14 protein-coding genes are annotated in these 16,632 nt (G+C 69.9%); 7 read left to right on the forward strand and 7 right to left on the reverse strand.

Annotated elements, in window-relative coordinates; genetic code table 11:
* Nucleotides 1-27 precede the first annotated feature (27 nt).
* Nucleotides 28-1,155 carry an NAD(P)/FAD-dependent oxidoreductase gene (locus WS95_RS05105; protein WP_059822605.1) on the reverse strand — a complete coding sequence of 376 codons (1,128 nt, stop codon included), beginning with the start codon at nucleotides 1,153-1,155 and terminating at the stop codon, nucleotides 28-30.
* Entirely contained in the window at nucleotides 1,152-2,084 is a 933-nt protein-coding gene (locus WS95_RS05110; protein ID WP_059822814.1) for a 4-hydroxyproline epimerase, read from the reverse strand. Before WS95_RS05110 ends, WS95_RS05105 begins: the two co-directional genes overlap by 4 nt.
* 250 nt (nucleotides 2,085-2,334) lie before the next feature.
* On the opposite strand from WS95_RS05110, the gene WS95_RS05115 reads away from it, so the two are divergent.
* From WS95_RS05115 to ilvD, 5 genes are all read left to right on the forward strand, one after another.
* Nucleotides 2,335-3,255, forward strand: a complete 921-nt coding sequence (locus WS95_RS05115; RefSeq protein ID WP_034205027.1) for a dihydrodipicolinate synthase family protein — start codon at nucleotides 2,335-2,337, stop codon at nucleotides 3,253-3,255.
* Between the two features lie 225 nt (nucleotides 3,256-3,480).
* Nucleotides 3,481-5,106, forward strand: coding sequence for an APC family permease (locus WS95_RS05120; RefSeq protein ID WP_059822607.1), 1,626 nt, complete (start codon nucleotides 3,481-3,483; stop codon nucleotides 5,104-5,106).
* A 72-nt stretch (nucleotides 5,107-5,178) separates the two neighbouring features.
* Nucleotides 5,179-6,771, forward strand: a complete 1,593-nt coding sequence (locus tag WS95_RS05125) for an aldehyde dehydrogenase (NADP(+)) (protein WP_059822609.1) — start codon at nucleotides 5,179-5,181, stop codon at nucleotides 6,769-6,771.
* Nucleotides 6,764-7,798, forward strand: coding sequence for an Ldh family oxidoreductase (locus tag WS95_RS05130; protein ID WP_059822612.1), 1,035 nt, complete (start codon nucleotides 6,764-6,766; stop codon nucleotides 7,796-7,798). Before WS95_RS05125 ends, WS95_RS05130 begins: the two co-directional genes overlap by 8 nt.
* 394 nt (nucleotides 7,799-8,192) lie before the next feature.
* Nucleotides 8,193-10,052 (forward strand): dihydroxy-acid dehydratase, encoded by a 1,860-nt coding sequence (ilvD, locus tag WS95_RS05135; protein WP_059822614.1) that lies wholly within the window; start codon nucleotides 8,193-8,195, stop codon nucleotides 10,050-10,052.
* 110 nt (nucleotides 10,053-10,162) lie between these two features.
* Here the strand turns inward: ilvD and WS95_RS05140 are convergent, their stop codons facing one another.
* Together WS95_RS05140 and WS95_RS05145 are read right to left on the reverse strand one after the other, a co-directional pair.
* Nucleotides 10,163-11,032 carry an SH3 domain-containing protein gene (locus tag WS95_RS05140; protein ID WP_059822616.1) on the reverse strand — a complete coding sequence of 290 codons (870 nt, stop codon included), beginning with the start codon at nucleotides 11,030-11,032 and terminating at the stop codon, nucleotides 10,163-10,165.
* A gap of 33 nt (nucleotides 11,033-11,065) precedes the next feature.
* Nucleotides 11,066-11,488: a hypothetical protein gene (locus WS95_RS05145; RefSeq protein ID WP_034205033.1), complete on the reverse strand. Its 423-nt coding sequence runs from the start codon at nucleotides 11,486-11,488 to the stop codon at nucleotides 11,066-11,068.
* Between the two features lie 298 nt (nucleotides 11,489-11,786).
* Here WS95_RS05145 and WS95_RS05150 point away from each other — a divergent pair, with 298 nt between their 5' ends.
* Nucleotides 11,787-13,322, forward strand: coding sequence for a sigma-70 family RNA polymerase sigma factor (locus tag WS95_RS05150; protein ID WP_059822618.1), 1,536 nt, complete (start codon nucleotides 11,787-11,789; stop codon nucleotides 13,320-13,322).
* Nucleotides 13,323-13,503: 181 nt separating this feature from the next.
* On the forward strand, nucleotides 13,504-14,385 hold the full coding sequence (locus WS95_RS05155; RefSeq protein ID WP_059783810.1) for a helix-hairpin-helix domain-containing protein: 882 nt from the start codon (nucleotides 13,504-13,506) through the stop codon (nucleotides 14,383-14,385).
* A 149-nt stretch (nucleotides 14,386-14,534) separates the two neighbouring features.
* Here the strand turns inward: WS95_RS05155 and WS95_RS05160 are convergent, their stop codons facing one another.
* The 3 genes from WS95_RS05160 to WS95_RS05170 all read right to left on the reverse strand — a co-directional run bounded on the left by WS95_RS05160 (nucleotide 14,535) and on the right by WS95_RS05170 (nucleotide 16,597).
* The gene (locus tag WS95_RS05160) at nucleotides 14,535-14,960 is read right to left on the reverse strand and encodes a helix-turn-helix domain-containing protein (protein WP_034205036.1); all 426 of its coding nucleotides are present in this window, start codon (nucleotides 14,958-14,960) and stop codon (nucleotides 14,535-14,537) included.
* Nucleotides 14,961-15,028: 68 nt separating this feature from the next.
* Nucleotides 15,029-16,081, reverse strand: coding sequence for a tetratricopeptide repeat protein (locus WS95_RS35995; protein WP_306454086.1), 1,053 nt, complete (start codon nucleotides 16,079-16,081; stop codon nucleotides 15,029-15,031).
* Between the two features lie 75 nt (nucleotides 16,082-16,156).
* Entirely contained in the window at nucleotides 16,157-16,597 is a 441-nt protein-coding gene (locus WS95_RS05170; protein WP_034205037.1) for a MarR family winged helix-turn-helix transcriptional regulator, read from the reverse strand.
* Between the last annotated feature and the right edge of the window lie 35 nt (nucleotides 16,598-16,632).

Raw genomic sequence — 16,632 nt, forward strand, 5'->3', positions numbered from 1 at the left:
GCGAACGAAGTGCGCGTGGGGGTCGTTTCATGTCAGCGCTCCGGCTACGGGGGACGCGGTCAGGAAGCGTCCCGGCAAATACGGTTCGATATCGATGGGCGGCCGCTCGCCGGCCATCAGCGCGGCGACGAGCCGCGCACTGCCCGGCGCGGTCGTCACGCCGAGCCCTTCGTGCCCGACCGCGAGCCATACGCCCGGCCGCGCCGGGTGCTCGCCGAGCAGCGGCAGGCCGTCGGGGCTCGCGGAGCGAAAACCCGTCCATGCGCGGATGCCGTTCAGGTCGGCCAGATCCGGCAGGTAGCCGGCCGCGCGGCGCAGCATGCGCGCGAGCACGGGCGGCTCGACCTGCGCATCCTCGGTGTCGAACTGGCGCGACGAGCCGATCAGCAACTGCCCGGTCGGCCGCGGCTGCACGTTGAATGCGACCGACGTGCCGTCGCTCGCATGCGCGCTCGCCGCATAGCCCAGCTCGACGAGTTGGTGCGATACCTTGCCCGGATAGCGGTCGGTAATCAGCAGATGGCCCTTTTTCGGGCGCAGCGGCAATTCGGGCAGCAGCGTGCGCGCCGCCACGCCGTTCGCGACGACCACACGCTCCGCGCGCAGCACGTCGCCGCTCGCGAGCGTCACGCTCGGGCCATCGACCGCGACGGCCCGCTCGCGGCGCAGCGTGACGCGCGGCGCGCGCTGCAGCAGCCAGTTCGCGGTGACGGGCGCATAAAGGATCGCGTCGCCCGGAATCTTCAGCGCGCCGCCGAGGCCCGCGCGCAGCATCGGCTCCAGTTCCGCGAGCGCCGCCGCGTCGATCAGCGCGCCGGCCACGCCGTGCGCGGCGAGCGTCGCCTGCTTCGCGCGCGCGAGATCCATCTCGTGCGCATCGGCCGCGAGCCACAGCGTGCCGCAGTTGCGGTATGCGCAGCCGTCGGGCATCTCGCCGCTCAACGCGCGCCACAGTTCGATCGAGTAATGGCTCAGCGCGAGTTCGGCCGCATTGTCGTCCATCGCGACGAGGTGCCCCATGCCCGCGCCGGTCGCGCCGCCGCTCGCGTCGTCGACGACGAGCACGCGCAGCCCGCGCTGCGCGAGCTCGTGCGCGCACGCCGCGCCGACGATGCCGGCGCCGATCACGACGACGTCGGTCTTCGTTTCGCTCACGACCCGATGCCCCAGCCGAACGGATCGTCTTCGTCGATCAGCAGCGTCGCTTCCGCACTCAGGTGCGCGCTGCCGCGAATCGTCGGCACGATGCCGCCGTCGGCCAGCTCGTAGCTCGCGTGGAACACGCTGCCGATCACGCTCGCCTGCCGCCACACGGCGCCCGGCGCGAGTTTGCCGTCGGCCGCGAGGCACGCGAGCTTCGCGCTCGTGCCGGTGCCGCACGGCGAACGGTCGTAGGCAAGGCCCGGGCACAGCACGAAGCTGCGGCTGTCGTGCCGGGGATCGTCGGCGAACAACTCGATGTGATCGATCTCGCCGCCGTTCGCGCCGGTGATGTCCGCGCGTTCGAGCCCTTCGCGCACGGCCGACGCATACGCGGTGAGCGCCGCGACGTTGTCGCCGGCGACGCGCTGCCCGTGGTCGCTGATCAGGAAGAACCAGTTGCCGCCCCACGCGACGTCGCCCTTCACGGGGCCGTATCCCGGCACGTCGACTTCGACGCCCTGCGCGTGGCGATACGCGGGCACGTTGCGCACGCTGACCGACAGGTCGTCGTGCAGCGTCGCCTCGACGGTGCCGACCGGCGTCTCGATCCGGTGCACGCCGGGCGCGATGCGTCCCATGTGATGCAGCGTGCGCACGACGCCGATCGTGCCGTGCCCGCACATCCCGAGATAGCCGCTATTGTTGAAGAAGATCACGCCGGCTGCCGCGTCGGCCGCTACCGGCTCGCACAGCAGCGCGCCGACCAGCACGTCGCTGCCGCGCGGCTCGAGAATGCACGCGGTGCGGTAACGGTCGTGCTCGCGCGCGAGCACGTCGCGTCGCTCGGCCATCGTGCCGTTGCCGAGCGACGGAAAACCGGACACGACGAGCCGAGTGGGTTCGCCGCCCGTGTGCGAATCGATGATCTGGATGCGCTTCATCATGAGCTGTCCGAAGTGGGGAAAGGAGCATAGCTTCCTCCGTCGCGCGTCCGTCCGCTTGTGGCTTTTCGATGAGGACGACGACGAAATCGGCATAGTGCGAGACGCCCTTCGCGCCCCCGCCGGCCGCTGTGCCGATTTCGTCATTTTGCTCCGCGATACGACTCAAGCGTGATGGGCGTTTGCGCGGCGATACTGGTTGCCACACCGACACACCGTCGGCCGACCGATACGAACGTAGGAGATTTCAGTGAGCCGCAAAGCCATTCAGTGGACCGGGGTTTTCCCGGCCGTCAGCACCCAGTTCAAGCCGGACTTTTCCCTCGACATCGACGCCACGCACCGCGTGGTCAAGAACCTGGTGAACGACGGCGTGTCGGGCCTCGTGGTCTGCGGCACGGTCGGCGAGAACACGTCGCTGTCGACGAGCGAGAAGCTCCAGGTCATCGAAGCCGCACGCGACGCGGCCGGCGGCAAGATTCCGGTGATCGCCGGCATCGCCGAATTCACGACCGAATTCGCGCGCAATACGGTGCGCGAAGCGCAGCGCGTCGGCGTCGACGGCGTGATGGTGATGCCCGCGCTCGTGTACTCGGCGAAGCCGCACGAAACCGCCGCGCACTTCCGGGCGGTCGCGACGAGCACCGACCTGCCGGTGATGGTCTACAACAACCCGCCGATCTACAAGAACGACGTCACGCCCGACGTGCTGATCGCGCTGCAGGATTGCGAGAACATCGTCTGCTTCAAGGATTCGTCGGGCGATACGCGCCGCTTCATCGACCTGCGCAATGCGGTCGGCGATCGCTTCGTGCTGTTCGCGGGCCTCGACGACGTCGTGGTCGAGAGCATCGCGGTCGGCGCCGAAGGCTGGGTGTCGGGCATGTCGAATGCGTTCCCGAAGGAAGGCGAGACGCTGTTCCGCCTCGCGAAGCAAAAGCGCTTCGACGAAGCGCTCGCGCTGTATCGCTGGTTCATGCCGCTGCTGCACCTCGACGCGCGCCCGGATCTCGTGCAGTGCATCAAGCTGTGCGAGGAACTGGTCGGCCGCGGCAGCGCGGTCACGCGTCCGCCGCGCCTCGCGCTGCAAGGCGACACGCTCGCGGAAGTGAAGGCCATCGTCGCGAAGGCGCTCGACACGCGCCCTGCGCTGCCCGACGTCGGTCTCTGATCGACGCCCCTGCGGCGGCGCGCGGGTTTGCCCGGTGCGTCGCCGTCCGCGGTCCGGCATGGCCCGCGGGTCCGCACGCCCCGGCGCCCGCCCGCGCCGCGCGTGAACGGGCCGCGGCCCGCCCCGGTCGTTCGAACCGGGCGACGCCGGCCGGCAGGCGTGTGCGCTGCTCCGTCGGAGCGCGCGCCACGCGCGCCTGCACCGACATTCCCAGGAGACACGCTCATGCCAGGCCAAGGCAATGCCCATCCGTCTGTCCCGCTTTCCCGTTCCGCGCATCCCGGCGCGGGTCACGGCAAGTTCAAGAAACAGTTGTCGCTGACCGATCTCACGTTCATCGGTCTCGGCGCCATTTTCGGCTCGGGGTGGCTGTTCGCCGCGAGTCACGTGTCGACGATCGCGGGCCCGGCCGGCATCTTTTCGTGGCTGCTCGGCGGCTTCGCGGTGCTGCTGCTCGGCATCGTCTACTGCGAACTCGGCGCCGCGCTGCCGCGCGCCGGCGGCGTGGTGCGCTACCCGGTGTTCTCGCACGGCCCGCTGCTCGGCTACCTGATGGGCTTCATCACGCTGATCGCCTTCTCGAGCCTGATCGCGATCGAAGTCGTCGCCGCACGCCAGTACGCGGCCGCGTGGTTTCCGGGCCTGACGGTCGTCGGGTCGAGCGACCCGACCACGCTCGGCTGGCTCGTGCAGGCCGCGCTGCTGTGCTTCTTCTTTTACCTGAACTATTCGAGCGTGAAGACGTTCGCGAAGGCGAACAACGTCATCAGCCTCTTCAAGTTCATCGTGCCGCTGTCGGTGATCGCGGTGCTGTTCGCGTTCTTCAAGCCCGCGAACCTGACCGTGCACGGCTTCGCGCCGTTCGGCATGCCGGGCATCGAGATGGCCGTGTCGGCCGGCGGCATCATCTTCGCGTATCTCGGGCTCACGCCGATCGTGTCGGTCGCGAGCGAAGTGCGCAATCCGCAGCGCACGATCCCGATCGCGCTGATCCTGTCGATCCTGCTGTCGACGCTGATCTACGTGCTGCTGCAACTCGCGTTCATCGGCAGCATCCCGACGGCGATGCTCGCCGCCGGCTGGCACGACGTGAGCAAGGCATTCTCGCTGCCGTACCGCGACATCGCCCTCGCGCTCGGCGTCGGCTGGCTCGCGGTGATGGTCGTCGCCGACGCGATGATCTCGCCGAGCGGCTGCGGCAACATCTACATGAACGCGACGCCGCGCGTCGTCTACGGCTGGGCGAAGACAGGCACGTTCTTCAAGGTGTTCACGCGCGTCGACGAAGCGTCGGGCATCCCGCGCGCGGGCCTGTGGCTCACGTTCGGCCTCGCGATCTTCTGGACGCTGCCGTTCCCGTCGTGGGAAGCGCTGATCAACATCGTGTCGGCCGCGCTGGTGCTCAGCTATGCGGTCGCGCCCGTGTCGGTCGCCGCGCTGCGCCGCACCGCGCCCGACCTGCCGCGGCCGTTCCGCGCCAGCGCGTTCGGCATCACCGGCCCCGCGTCGTTCGTGATCGCCGCGCTGATCGTCTACTGGTCGGGCTGGAGCACGGTGTCCTGGCTGCTCGGCCTGCAGATCGCGATGTTCGCGATCTATCTCGCGTGCCGCCGCTGGGTGCCGACCGCGCACCTGAGCCTCGCCGAGCAGGTGCGCTCGTCCGCGTGGCTGATCGCGTTCTATGCGGCGATGATCGTGCTGTCGTATCTCGGCGGCTTCGGCGGCACGGGCCGGCTCGCGCACCCGTACGACACGGCCGTCGTCGCGGCCGTCGCGCTCGTCATCTACTACTGGGGCGCTCGCACCGGCGTGCGCGCCGACAAGCTGCAACTCGACGACGACGAGGACTGACGCGCCCGCGCCCTTTCCCCTTCCATCGGTCGGGCGCAGCACGCCCGGCCCCGCTTTTTCCCGAGGAAAACCATGCAACTCACAGGTCAGCTCCTGATCGGCCCATCGGCCGTCGCCGGACAGAACGGCTCCTTCCATGCGCTTGCCGCCGCCACCGGCGAACCGCTCGAACCGGCGTTCGGCGGCGCGAGCCTGCACGACCTGGAAACGGCGTGCGCGCTCGCCGACGATGCGTTCGACACGTATCGCGAAACGTCGCTCGACGCGCGCGCCGCGTTCCTCGACGCGATCGGCCGCCACATCATGGCGCTCGGCGACGACCTGATCGAGCGCTGCGTCGTCGAAACGGGATTGCCGCGCGCGCGCATCGAAGGCGAACGCGGCCGCACGGTCGGCCAGCTCGCGCTGTTCGCGTCGCTCGTGCGCGACGGCGGATTTCTCGACGCACGCATCGACCCGGCGCGCCCGGAGCGCAAGCCGCTGCCGCGCGTCGACCTGCGCCTGCGCAACGTCGCGGTCGGGCCCGTGGCCGTATTCGGCGCGTCGAACTTCCCGCTCGCGTTCTCGGTGGCCGGCGGCGACACGGCGTCGGCGCTGGCGGCCGGCTGCCCGGTGATCGTCAAGGCGCATTCCGCGCATCCGGGCACGTCGGAGCTCGTCGGCCGCGCGATCCAGCAGGCCGCGCGCGAATGCGGGATGCCGGCCGGCGTGTTCTCGCTGCTGTTCGACGCGTCGCGCGAGATCGGCCAGGCGCTGGTCGCCGATCCGCGCATCCAGGCGGTCGGCTTCACCGGCTCGCGCCGCGGCGGCGTGGCGCTGATGCATATCGCGGCCGCGCGAGCCGAGCCGATCCCCGTCTATGCGGAAATGAGCTCGATCAATCCGGTGGTGCTGTGTCCCGCCGCGCTCGAGGCCCGTCACGACACCATCGCACCGCAGTTCGTCGCGTCGCTCACGCTCGGCGCCGGCCAGTTCTGCACGAACCCGGGCCTCGTACTCGCGATCGACGGCGCCGCGCTGCGCGCATTCGAAGCCGCGGCGGCCGATGCGCTGCGCGCGGCGGCCGCACAAACGATGCTGACACCCGATATCCACGCGAGCTATGCGCAAGGCGTCGCGGCGCTGCGCGCTCACGATGCGGTCGAGCTGCTCGCCGAAGGCGCGGAAGGCGGCCGTCACCAGGCCCGCGCGGCGCTGTTCGCGACGTCCGCCGACGCATTCGTCGCGCATCGCGAATTGCGCGACGAAGTGTTCGGCCCTGCGTCGCTGATCGTGCGCTGCCCGGACGCCGACACGCTGCATCGCGTGCTGAAATCGCTCGAAGGCCAGTTGACGATCGCCGCGCATCTCGCCGACGGCGACGCGGCGCTGTTCGCCGCGTTGCGCCCGACGCTCGAACGCAAGGCCGGCCGCATCCTCGTCAACGGTTTCGGCACGGGTGTCGAGGTCGGCCACGCGATGGTGCACGGCGGCCCGTTCCCGGCGACGTCCGACACGCGCACGACGTCGGTCGGCGCACGCGCGATCGAGCGCTTCCTGCGCCCCGTGTCGTACCAGGACGTGCCGGACGCGCTGCTGCCCGACGCGATCCGCAGCAGCAATCCGCTGCACGTGCCGCAACGCATCGACGGCGTGCCCGCCCCGCGCGAGGTGAACCATGTCTGAGCGCGCCGCCGAAGTCGTCCTGTCGCTCGATGAAGTCCACGCGCTCGCGCTGCGCGTGCTGACGCACAACGGGATGTCCGACGCGCATGCGCGGGCCATCGCCAACGTGATCGCGCAGGGCCAGCGCGACGAGTGCCACTCGCACGGCGTGTACCGGCTGCTCGTGTGCGTGCGCTCGCTGAAGAAGGGCAAGGTCGATCCGCAGGCCGTGCCGACGCTGCGCCGGCTGTCGTCGTCGATCGTCGCGGTCGACGCGCATCGCGGCTTCTCGCTGCTGAGCTTCGAGACCGGCCTGCCGGTACTCGTCGAGATGGCGAAGCAGCACGGCATCGCCGCGATGGCGATCAACCACTGCTATCACTTCTCCGCGCTGTGGCCCGAGGTCGAGGCGATCGCCGCCGAAGGGCTGGTCGGCATCGCGATGAACCCGAGCCATAGCTGGGTCGCGCCGGAAGGCGGCCGCGAGCCCGTATTCGGCACCAACCCGATCGCGTTCGCGTGGCCGCGCCCGGGCGGCGAGCCATTCGGCGAGCCGTTCGTGTTCGATTTCGCGACGAGCGCGATCGCGCGCGGCGACATCGAGCTGCACGCGAAACAGGGCAAGGCGATTCCGTCGCACTGGGCGATCGACGCGGACGGCCAGCCGACTACCGACCCGAAGGCCGCGCTGCAAGGCGCGATGCGCACGTTCGGCGGCCACAAGGGCTCGGCGCTGGCGGCGATGGTCGAACTGCTCGGCGGCGCGCTGATCGGCGACATGACGAGCCGGGAATCGATGGACTTCGACGAAGGCGTCGGCGCGACGCCCTGCCACGGCGAACTCGTGATCGCGTTCGATCCGAAGGTGTTTCTCGGCGACGATCTCGACGCGGGGCTCGCGCGCGCCGAGCGGATGTTCGAATCGATCGTCGCGCAGGGCGCGCGGCTGCCGTCGCAACGGCGCTTCGACGCCCGCGCGCGCAGCACCGCGAACGGCGTGCGGATTCCGAAAGCGCTGTACGACGAGATCCTGACGCTGCTCGACTGATGCGCGATCGGGCGGCACGGTGCGGCTTCATCGTCCGCGGGACGGGCGATGAAGCCGCCGCCCGGTTGCGCCGGCAATGGTTTGCATCGGGTGTCGTGCCTTGGTGGGCTTGGTGGGCTTGGTGGGCTTGGTGGGCTTGGTGGGCTTGGTGGGCTTGGTGGGCTTGGGAGGCTTGGTGGCCTTCGTGGCCTTCGTAACCTTCGTGCATTCAGCCGCCCCCGGCGCCCAGCCCCGCCCCGCTCGCCCGCGCCCGCCGGCGCCGCCGGCCCGGCGGCTGTGGGATAATCGCGAAGTTTGCCCAGGGCGCAGCTCAAGAGGTTGTTCGCACGGGCGCGCGAGAGGCCTTTATTCCCGTGCCTCCACCCTTTTCCGCGATATTTCTTCAGCCATCACCATGCCCACATACCGTTCCAAAACCTCTACCGCCGGCCGCAACATGGCAGGTGCGCGCTCGCTGTGGCGCGCCACCGGCATGAAAGACGACGATTTCTCGAAGCCGATCATCGCGGTCGTCAACTCGTTCACCCAGTTCGTGCCCGGGCACGTGCACCTGAAGGATCTCGGCCAGCTCGTCGCGCGCGAGATCGAGGCTGCCGGCGGCGTCGCGAAGGAATTCAACACGATCGCGGTCGACGACGGCATCGCGATGGGCCATGACGGCATGCTGTATTCGCTGCCGAGCCGCGACATCATCGCCGACTCGGTCGAATACATGGTGAACGCGCACTGCGCGGACGCGATGGTGTGCATCTCGAACTGCGACAAGATCACGCCGGGGATGCTGATGGCCGCGATGCGCCTGAACATTCCGGTGATCTTCGTGTCGGGCGGCCCGATGGAAGCCGGCAAGACGCGTCTCGCGAACCCGGTCACCAAGACCGTCGAACTGAAGAAGCTCGACCTCGTCGACGCGATGGTGATCGCGGCCGACCAGTCGTATTCGGATGCCGACGTCGCCGAAGTCGAACGCTCGGCATGCCCGACCTGCGGCTCGTGCTCGGGCATGTTCACCGCGAACTCGATGAACTGCCTGACCGAAGCGCTCGGCCTGTCGCTGCCCGGCAACGGCACGGTGGTCGCCACGCACGCCGATCGCGAACAACTGTTCAAGCGCGCCGGCCGCCGCATCGTCGAACTGACGCGCCAGCACTACGAGCAGGACGACGAACGCGTGCTGCCGCGCTCGGTCGGCTTCAAGGCGTTCGAGAACGCGATGACGCTCGACATCGCGATGGGCGGTTCGACCAACACGATCCTGCACCTGCTGGCGATCGCGCAGGAAGCCGGCATCGACTTCACGATGAAGGACATCGATCGCCTGTCGCGCAGCGTGCCGCAGCTGTGCAAGGTCGCGCCGAACACGAACAAGTACCACATCGAGGACGTGCACCGCGCAGGCGGCATCATGGCGATCCTCGGCGAACTCGACCGCGCCGGCAAGCTGCACACCGACGTGCCGACCGTGCACGCGCCGACGCTGAAGGACGCGCTCGACCAGTGGGACATCGTCCGCACGCAGGACGAAGCCGTGCGCACGTTCTACCTGGCCGGCCCGGCCGGCATCCCGACGCAGGTCGCGTTCAGCCAGAACACGCGCTGGCCGAGCCTCGACCTCGATCGCGCCGAAGGCTGCATCCGCTCGTACGAGCATGCGTTCTCGAAGGAAGGCGGCCTCGCCGTGCTGACGGGCAACATCGCGCTCGACGGCTGCGTGGTGAAGACGGCCGGCGTCGACGAGAGCATCCTCGTGTTCGAAGGCTCGGCGCACGTGACCGAATCGCAGGACGAAGCGGTCGAAAACATTCTGAACGACAAGGTCAAGGCCGGCGACGTGGTGATCGTGCGCTACGAAGGCCCGAAGGGCGGCCCGGGCATGCAGGAGATGCTCTACCCGACCAGCTACATCAAGTCGAAGGGGCTCGGCAAGGCGTGCGCGCTGCTGACGGACGGCCGGTTCTCGGGCGGCACGTCGGGTCTGTCGATCGGCCATTGCTCGCCGGAAGCGGCAGCGGGTGGCGCGATCGGCCTCGTGCGCGACGGCGACCGGATCCGCATCGACATTCCGAATCGCACGATCGACGTGCTGGTGTCGGACGAGGAGCTGGCGCGCCGCCGCGAAGAACAGAACGCGAAGGGCTGGAAGCCCGCTCAGCCGCGTCCGCGCAAGGTGTCCGCGGCGCTGAAGGCGTACGCGAAGCTCGTCATGTCGGCCGACAAGGGCGCCGTGCGCGATCTGTCGCTGCTCGACGACTGATGCCGCGAGCGACGGGCGACCGGTAGCGCCTTACCTCGCCGCGCTTGCCCGATCCAAAAGCCGCTCTTCGGAGCGGCTTTTTTTCGTCCGGCACCCGCGGTGCGGCCCCGTCAGTGACGGAGTTCGTCGGGGCCGCCACCCCCGCCGCCGCCGTGGTTGCCGCCACCGTTTCCGCCGCCTTGCGGCCGTGCATAACCGCCGCCCCCGCCTCCCTGGCGTACCGGCGGCGGCATCGCGCGACCCTCTCCGCCAGGTGCAGGCGGCGGGCGCAGCACCGCCGGCGGCGGGCTAGCCGGACGCGTATTACCCGCCCCACCCGGCATCGGCGTCTGCGCCGGCGGGCTGGCCGGACGCGCATTACCCACCCCACCCGGCATCGGCATCGGCGTCTGCGGCGTCGGTGCCGGTGCCGCCGGCGCCGGCACGCGGTTCGCGCCGTTCCAGCCGCCGCGCGTCGCCGACGGCCGCGTGTCGTGCACGGGCGGCGAGCCGCCCGGCGCGACCTGCATCGGCACGCCCGGTTGCGGACGCCCTTGCGCCGGCGGCACGCCGCCGGGGCCGAGCCTCGGCTCCGGACGATGCGCCCAGCGATCGCGATCGGGATACCACGGGCGGTGCCGGTAATAGCGATCCCAGTACGCGCCGATCGCGAACCCGGTCACCGGCACGCCGATGATCGCGCCATATTCGAGCAACGGCACGTAGCTGCCCTGGTAGGGATAGTCGAGCAACTGCGCATCGATCCAGCCGCGCACGCCCGGCAATGCGACGTCGCACCACGTGTAGTCGCTCAGGCAGCCGAATACGTCCAGCGCGGTGCCGGGCGGAATCTGCGCGACCACCGGATAATCGGGCGCAGGCCCGGCATACAACTCGGCCGGCGAATTCGTGTAAGCGCTGCTCTGCGCGTCGGCGACGCCCGGTGCGGCCGCGAGGCCGGCCAGGACGACGCACAGACTTCGGACGATCGTGTTCCTCATGATGCTCTCCCGCGTCGCGCCGACGCGCGCCGGTCAGTGGCGATGGCCACCGCCCCAGTGACCGCCACCCCAATGACCGCCGCCCCACGGACGATGCCAGTACCCGCCTCGCCCGCCCCAGTATCCGCCGCCCCAGCGGCCCCAGAAGCCGATCGTCACGGGCGGCCCGTACCAGCCGGAGTAGTACGCCGGGTAGTAATACGGATACGGTGGCGGCACGTAGGCCGGGGCGACATACACCGGCACCGCCGTGTCGGCGTCGACCTGCGCCTGCGGCACGGTCGACGGGGCCGGCGCCGGTGCGGCCGTTGCGACTGGCGTGTCGCGCTGCGTCACCGCGGCAGGCACCGGCGCGTAATAAGGTGCATAACCGTACGGGCTCGTGTAGTAGCAGCCGCCAAGCGCCAGTGCGGCCAGCGCGACGGCGGCGGGCCTCGCGGCGGAAATGGGGTTCATCTCGTACTCCGGCAGAATCCGCGCGCCGCCGCCGGGCGCGCGCCTGACTCTAGCTTACGTCCCCTGCAGATTTCCGCGCGTATGATCGGTTACTTTTTGTTTCCTGCCCCGACCGGCGAAGCAGGCACGCCGCGTGCTGGGCCGTCGGCGGCGCCGACGTTGAAGTTGGCGCAAATGCCCTCAACTTGAACGATGTCGGGCTGACCGGCGCGGACGGGCGTCCGCGATCCACCGGCCCCCCGCAAACCGGCGAGCTTCGGCCCGCCCAGACAGGAACGCGGCTCGCGCCGCCATCGACATGACTACGCCACGCCCCACTTCCCGGGCGGACACACCGCTCGATCCGATCATTCAGTTGCTGGCGCTCGCCGGCGAGCAAGGTTATCTGACGCACGCCGACCTCGTCGACGCGCTGCCGCCCGAAAGCGACAGCCCCGACGCGCTCGACGTCGTGCGCGCCGCGCTTGCCGACATCGGCATCGCGGTACTCGACGAGCCGGCCGTGCCTGCGCCGTTCGCCAGTGCGGCGCCGGTCGAAGTCGATCGCGACGCGCTCGACGAAGGCCGGGCCATGCTCGGCGACCTCGCGCGCGGCACGAGCGCGTCGACCGATCCGCTCGCGCTCTACATGCGCCGCATGCACGCGGTGCCGCTGCTCACGCGCGAAGGCGAAATCGTACTCGCCCGCGAGATCGAAACGGGTCGCCATCAGGTACTGCACGCGATTGCCGGCTATCCGCCCGCGGTCGACGCGCTGCTCGAGCGTCATCGCGCGACGGGCAGCGCCGGCTCGACCGGCTCGCCCGATGACGACGACGCCGGTACGTCCGCGCCCGCCCGCTACGATGCGCTGCACGCAGCGGTGTCGGCGCTGCGCGGCGCACTGCATGCGCATGGCAGCCGTTCGGCCGAATACCGCGACGCGCGCAACCACGTGGCCGCGCTGCTCGGTTCGCTCCCGTGGGTCGCGCCGGCCGCCGACGACGCGGGCCGTACGATACGCGCACTCGCGGCCGCCCCTCACGATCCGTCGGCGGCCGACGCGGCGTGCTTCGACGCAGTCGCCCGGCGCGCGCTCGCAGCCGCACTGAGCGACGGCCAGCAGAAGGTGCGCGACGCGACGCGGGCGATGCTCGAGGCGAACCTGCGGCTCGTGCTGTCGATCGCGCGCAAGTACCTGAACCGCGGCGTCGACCTGTCCGACCTCGTGCAGGACGGCTGTCTCGGCCTGATGCGCGCGATCGAGAAATTCGAATACCGGCGCGGATTCAAGTTCTCGACCTATGCGACCTGGTGGATTCGCCAGGCGATCGCGCGCGCGGTCGCGGATCGCTCGCGCACGATTCGCGTGCCGGTGCACGTCGGCGATCAGTACCAGCGCGTACAGCGGCATGCGCTGCGCTTTCGCCAGCGCACGGGCCGGCGGGCCACGCCGGCCGAGCTCGCGGCCGAAACCGGCATCGACGAAGACAAACTGCGCGCGGTGCTCGCGCTGCCCGCCGACCCGGTCTCGCTCGACACGCCGCTGCCCGACGCGGACACCGGCCTCGTCGAATTGATCGAGGATCAGGCCTCGGCCAGCCCGTTCGAGCAACTGGCCGACACGCGCATGCGCGACTGCGTGCGGTCGCTGCTGCGGTCGGTCACGCCGACCGAGGCCGACGTGCTGCGCCGGCGGTTCGGCCTCGGCGGCGCCGAGCCCGACACCTACGACGCGATCGCGCAGGACGCGGGGATGTCGCGGGAGCGCGTGCGGCAGATCGAGAAACGGGCGCTCGCCGCGCTGCGTACGGCCGCCGAGGCCGAGAACGCGCAGTCGTTTCTCGACGCTTGACCGCATCGAGCGCAGCGCCGATCGTGCCGCGTTCCGGCACGACCGTGCGCTGCGCGCCTGTGCTACGTTTGTCATTGACGCGCATCAAACTTTCTTCGTTGCGCGTCGCCACAATGGTTGACAGCCGACCGGCGCGTCGCTCGCCGCGTCCATTCCGTTTGTGCTTTCCGGGCCCCTCGCCATGCAGTCGACCGTTAGCCAGACGTACGAGGAAAACCGGTCCATCGCGGCCTGCCTGCGCGAGGCCGCGCAGTGGCTCGTCGACCAGGGCGCGAACCCGTACCGGGTCGCCGCGTACCGCGCGGCGGCCGATACCGTCGACGCGCTCGAGCGCGACATCCGCGGCGTGTTCGAAACCGGCGGCGTCGAGGCGCTCGGCGCGCTGCCCGACATCGGCGCGGGCGTCGCGCAGGCGATCGCCGAGCTGCTGGTGACGGGACGCTGGCGCCAGCTCGATCGCTTGCGCGGCGATGCGGAACGCGCATCGGCCTTCGACGCGGTGCCGGGCATCGGCCACGCGCTCGCGCTGCGCATTCATGACGCACTGCACATCGACACGCTGGAAGAGCTCGAACGCGCGGCCCGCAACGGCCAGCTCGAAACGATCGCGGGCGTCGGCCCGCGCCGAGCGGCCGGCATCCGCGCCGCACTCGACGACGTGCTGAGTCGCCGCCGGCGCTGGCAAGGTCACATGCAGAACGCCGATCCCGGCACGGAACCGCCCGTCGAACTGCTGCTTTACATCGACCGCCAATACCGCAACAAGGCGGCCGCCGGCGTGCTGCCGAGGCTCACGCACCGGCGCCTGAACGCGGACGGTTACGTGCCGCCGCCCGTGATGCACATGACCAAGGGCGGCTGGCACTTCACGGTGCTGAGCCAGCATGCCGCGATGCGCACGCCGGAAGCCGGGCGCCCGACCGACTGGGTCTCGCTCTACTTCTACGACGCCGTGCAGTGCGAGCACCAGCGCACCGTCTTCACCGAAACGTACGGCGCGCTCGTCGGCAAGCGGATCGTGCGCGGACGCGAGATGGAATGCCGCGTGTATTACGCGGGATGAGTCATGCGTCGACGGTTTTGCCGACGTCGAGGGCGGCTCGAGCGGCGTCCCTTTTGACGATTCGGGCACGTCGAAACCATTACGTCGCCACGCCCCCCCCCTCCCGTCGAATCGCTACCGCTACGCCCGCCCTCGCGCAGGCTCGCCGCCTACGCGCTTTCCGCCTTCGCGCGACGTGCCGGACGACGATGCGCGGCAAGGCGCAGCAGCTTCCGGAACGACGGGCACTCGAGATGGTTCGCCGCCGGGCACACGGCCGCATGCCGCAGCGCATCGCGCACCGCGCCGAGACGGCGGATCGTGCGGTCGAGCTCGTCGGCCTTGCCATCGAGCTTCGCGCGATCGATCGCGGGCCGACCGTCGCCGCCGACCATCGCGAGCATGTCGTCGAGCGAGAAACCGGCCTCCCGGCCGAGCGCGATCAACGCCAGGCGCTCCAGCACCGAGGCGTCGTATTGCCGCCGCAGCCCGTGCCGGCCGATCGGCACGATCAGCCCCTTTTCCTCGTAGTAACGCAGCGTCGACGCGGGCAATCCCGAGCGCCGCGCCACGTCCGCGATGTCCAGTCGGCTCATGCTTGACCTCAAGTGAACTTGAAGCTGCAAGATAGTCGCTCGACTTCACGAAGACAAGCCCGGTGGAATCAGCCGCCGTCGCTGCGTTGCGCCGTTTCCTCGTGGCGATCGAGCGCGTCGAGCAGGTTGCCCGGCCGGCTCATCGCGGCCCGCAGCCTGGCGGCTTTCTCGATATCGGCCGGCGCGGTGAGCTTCGCGCCCTGATCGAGGTACTGTTGCGCGCGCGTCTCGCCTGCGGCGGCCGCTAGGCTCAACAACGCATTCGCGGCGATCGGATCGGATGCGACACCGCTGCCCGCGTAGTACTGCACGCCCAGCCGGAACAGCGAGGTCGCGGCCCCTTGGGCCGCAGCGAGCCGATACCATCTCGCCGCTTCGGCGTCGTCCTTGCGCACGCCCTGCCCGTTTTCGTACATCAGGCCGAGATTGTTCTGCGCGTTCGCGTCACCCTGTTCCGCGGCGAGTCGGTACCACTTGAATGCCTCGGTGTCGCTCTGCGTCACGCCGCGCCCGCTGTCGTACAGGTAACCGAGGGCGTTCTGTGCTTGCGGCTCGCCCTGATCGGCCGCGCGCCGATACCATTTGGCGGCTTCCGCGGCATCCTGCGGCACGCCGGTCCCGGCGTCGTACATCAGCCCCAGATACAGCTGCCCTCTCGGCAGGCCCTGTTCGGCCGCGCGCCGGTAGAGCCGCACCGCTTCCGCGCTATCCTGCGGCGCGCCTTCGCCGTCCTCGTACGCGCGGCCGAGATTGCACAACGCATCCCCATTGCCCTGCGCGGCCGCGCGTCGATACCAGATCACGGCCTCCGCACGGCTTTGCTCGACGCCGATGCCGGTTTCGTACAGCGTGCCGAGATTGTTCTGCGACGCCGCGTCGCCCTGATCGGCGGCCCGCCGGTACCATTTCGCGGCTTCGGCGGGATTCCGTTCGACGCCGTCGCCGTGCTCGTACATCAGCGCGACGCTGAATTCGCCGTCCAGATCGCCGCGCTTCGCCTTCGCCATCGCCGCGTCGAACGCCCCGGGCGCATCGTCGTGCCCGAGCCAGGCGGTGCCGCCCCCGACGATCAATACCAGCGCGAGCGCGATGAGGATCGCAATGCGGGCTTTCCGGCCCATTCGTCGTGCCTCGGTCATCTCTCAGTGTTCTCTTTTTTAGTGGTTGCAAGCGGTGCGCCCGAGCGGGCGCCCGCGTCACTCGCCGCCGCAGTCGATCAGGTTGCGGCGCACGCGCCCGAGCAGGCGCACCAGCGTCTCGCGTTCGTCGGGCGTGAAGCCGCGCAGCCCGTCGTCGGCGACGGTGTCGCCCACCTCCAGCATCTGCGGAAAGATCTCGCGCGACTTGTCGGTCAGCCGGATCACGAACGCGCGGCGGTCGTCGTCGTTCGCGACGCGCTCGATCCACCCATAGCTTTCCATCCGGTCGAGCAGCCGCGTGAGCGAGATCGGCGTGATCTCGAGCCATTCGGCGAGCCGCGCCTGGTTCATCTCGCCCTTCCACGTCAGGTACGCGAGCACGCGGCTTTGCGCCCGCGTCAGCCCGATGCGCTTCGCGCGCCGGTCGAACAGGCGCCCGTTCAGGCGAGCCACGTCGGCGATCAGGTAACCGATCCGGTTCTCGTAGGTCTTGTCCATGCGGCGATTATAGGGTCAAGCCGGAACCGGCCCGA

This window comes from Burkholderia sp. MSMB1826 (assembly GCF_001526325.1).
Lineage (GTDB): Bacteria > Pseudomonadota > Gammaproteobacteria > Burkholderiales > Burkholderiaceae > Burkholderia.

What these genes read in the sequence shown, in the direction of transcription:
- WS95_RS05110 (WP_059822814.1), bottom strand. Translation starts at nt 2,084, where the DNA reads ATGAAGCGCATCCAGATCATCGATTCGCACACGGGCGGCGAACCCACT.
- WS95_RS05120 (WP_059822607.1), top strand. Translation starts at nt 3,481, where the DNA reads ATGCCAGGCCAAGGCAATGCCCATCCGTCTGTCCCGCTTTCCCGTTCC.
- WS95_RS05125 (WP_059822609.1), top strand. Translation starts at nt 5,179, where the DNA reads ATGCAACTCACAGGTCAGCTCCTGATCGGCCCATCGGCCGTCGCCGGA.
- WS95_RS05130 (WP_059822612.1), top strand. Translation starts at nt 6,764, where the DNA reads ATGTCTGAGCGCGCCGCCGAAGTCGTCCTGTCGCTCGATGAAGTCCAC.
- ilvD (WP_059822614.1), top strand. Translation starts at nt 8,193, where the DNA reads ATGCCCACATACCGTTCCAAAACCTCTACCGCCGGCCGCAACATGGCA.
- WS95_RS05140 (WP_059822616.1), bottom strand. Translation starts at nt 11,032, where the DNA reads ATGAGGAACACGATCGTCCGAAGTCTGTGCGTCGTCCTGGCCGGCCTC.
- WS95_RS05145 (WP_034205033.1), bottom strand. Translation starts at nt 11,488, where the DNA reads ATGAACCCCATTTCCGCCGCGAGGCCCGCCGCCGTCGCGCTGGCCGCA.
- WS95_RS05150 (WP_059822618.1), top strand. Translation starts at nt 11,787, where the DNA reads ATGACTACGCCACGCCCCACTTCCCGGGCGGACACACCGCTCGATCCG.
- WS95_RS05155 (WP_059783810.1), top strand. Translation starts at nt 13,504, where the DNA reads ATGCAGTCGACCGTTAGCCAGACGTACGAGGAAAACCGGTCCATCGCG.
- WS95_RS05160 (WP_034205036.1), bottom strand. Translation starts at nt 14,960, where the DNA reads ATGAGCCGACTGGACATCGCGGACGTGGCGCGGCGCTCGGGATTGCCC.
- WS95_RS35995 (WP_306454086.1), bottom strand. Translation starts at nt 16,081, where the DNA reads ATGGGCCGGAAAGCCCGCATTGCGATCCTCATCGCGCTCGCGCTGGTA.
- WS95_RS05170 (WP_034205037.1), bottom strand. Translation starts at nt 16,597, where the DNA reads ATGGACAAGACCTACGAGAACCGGATCGGTTACCTGATCGCCGACGTG.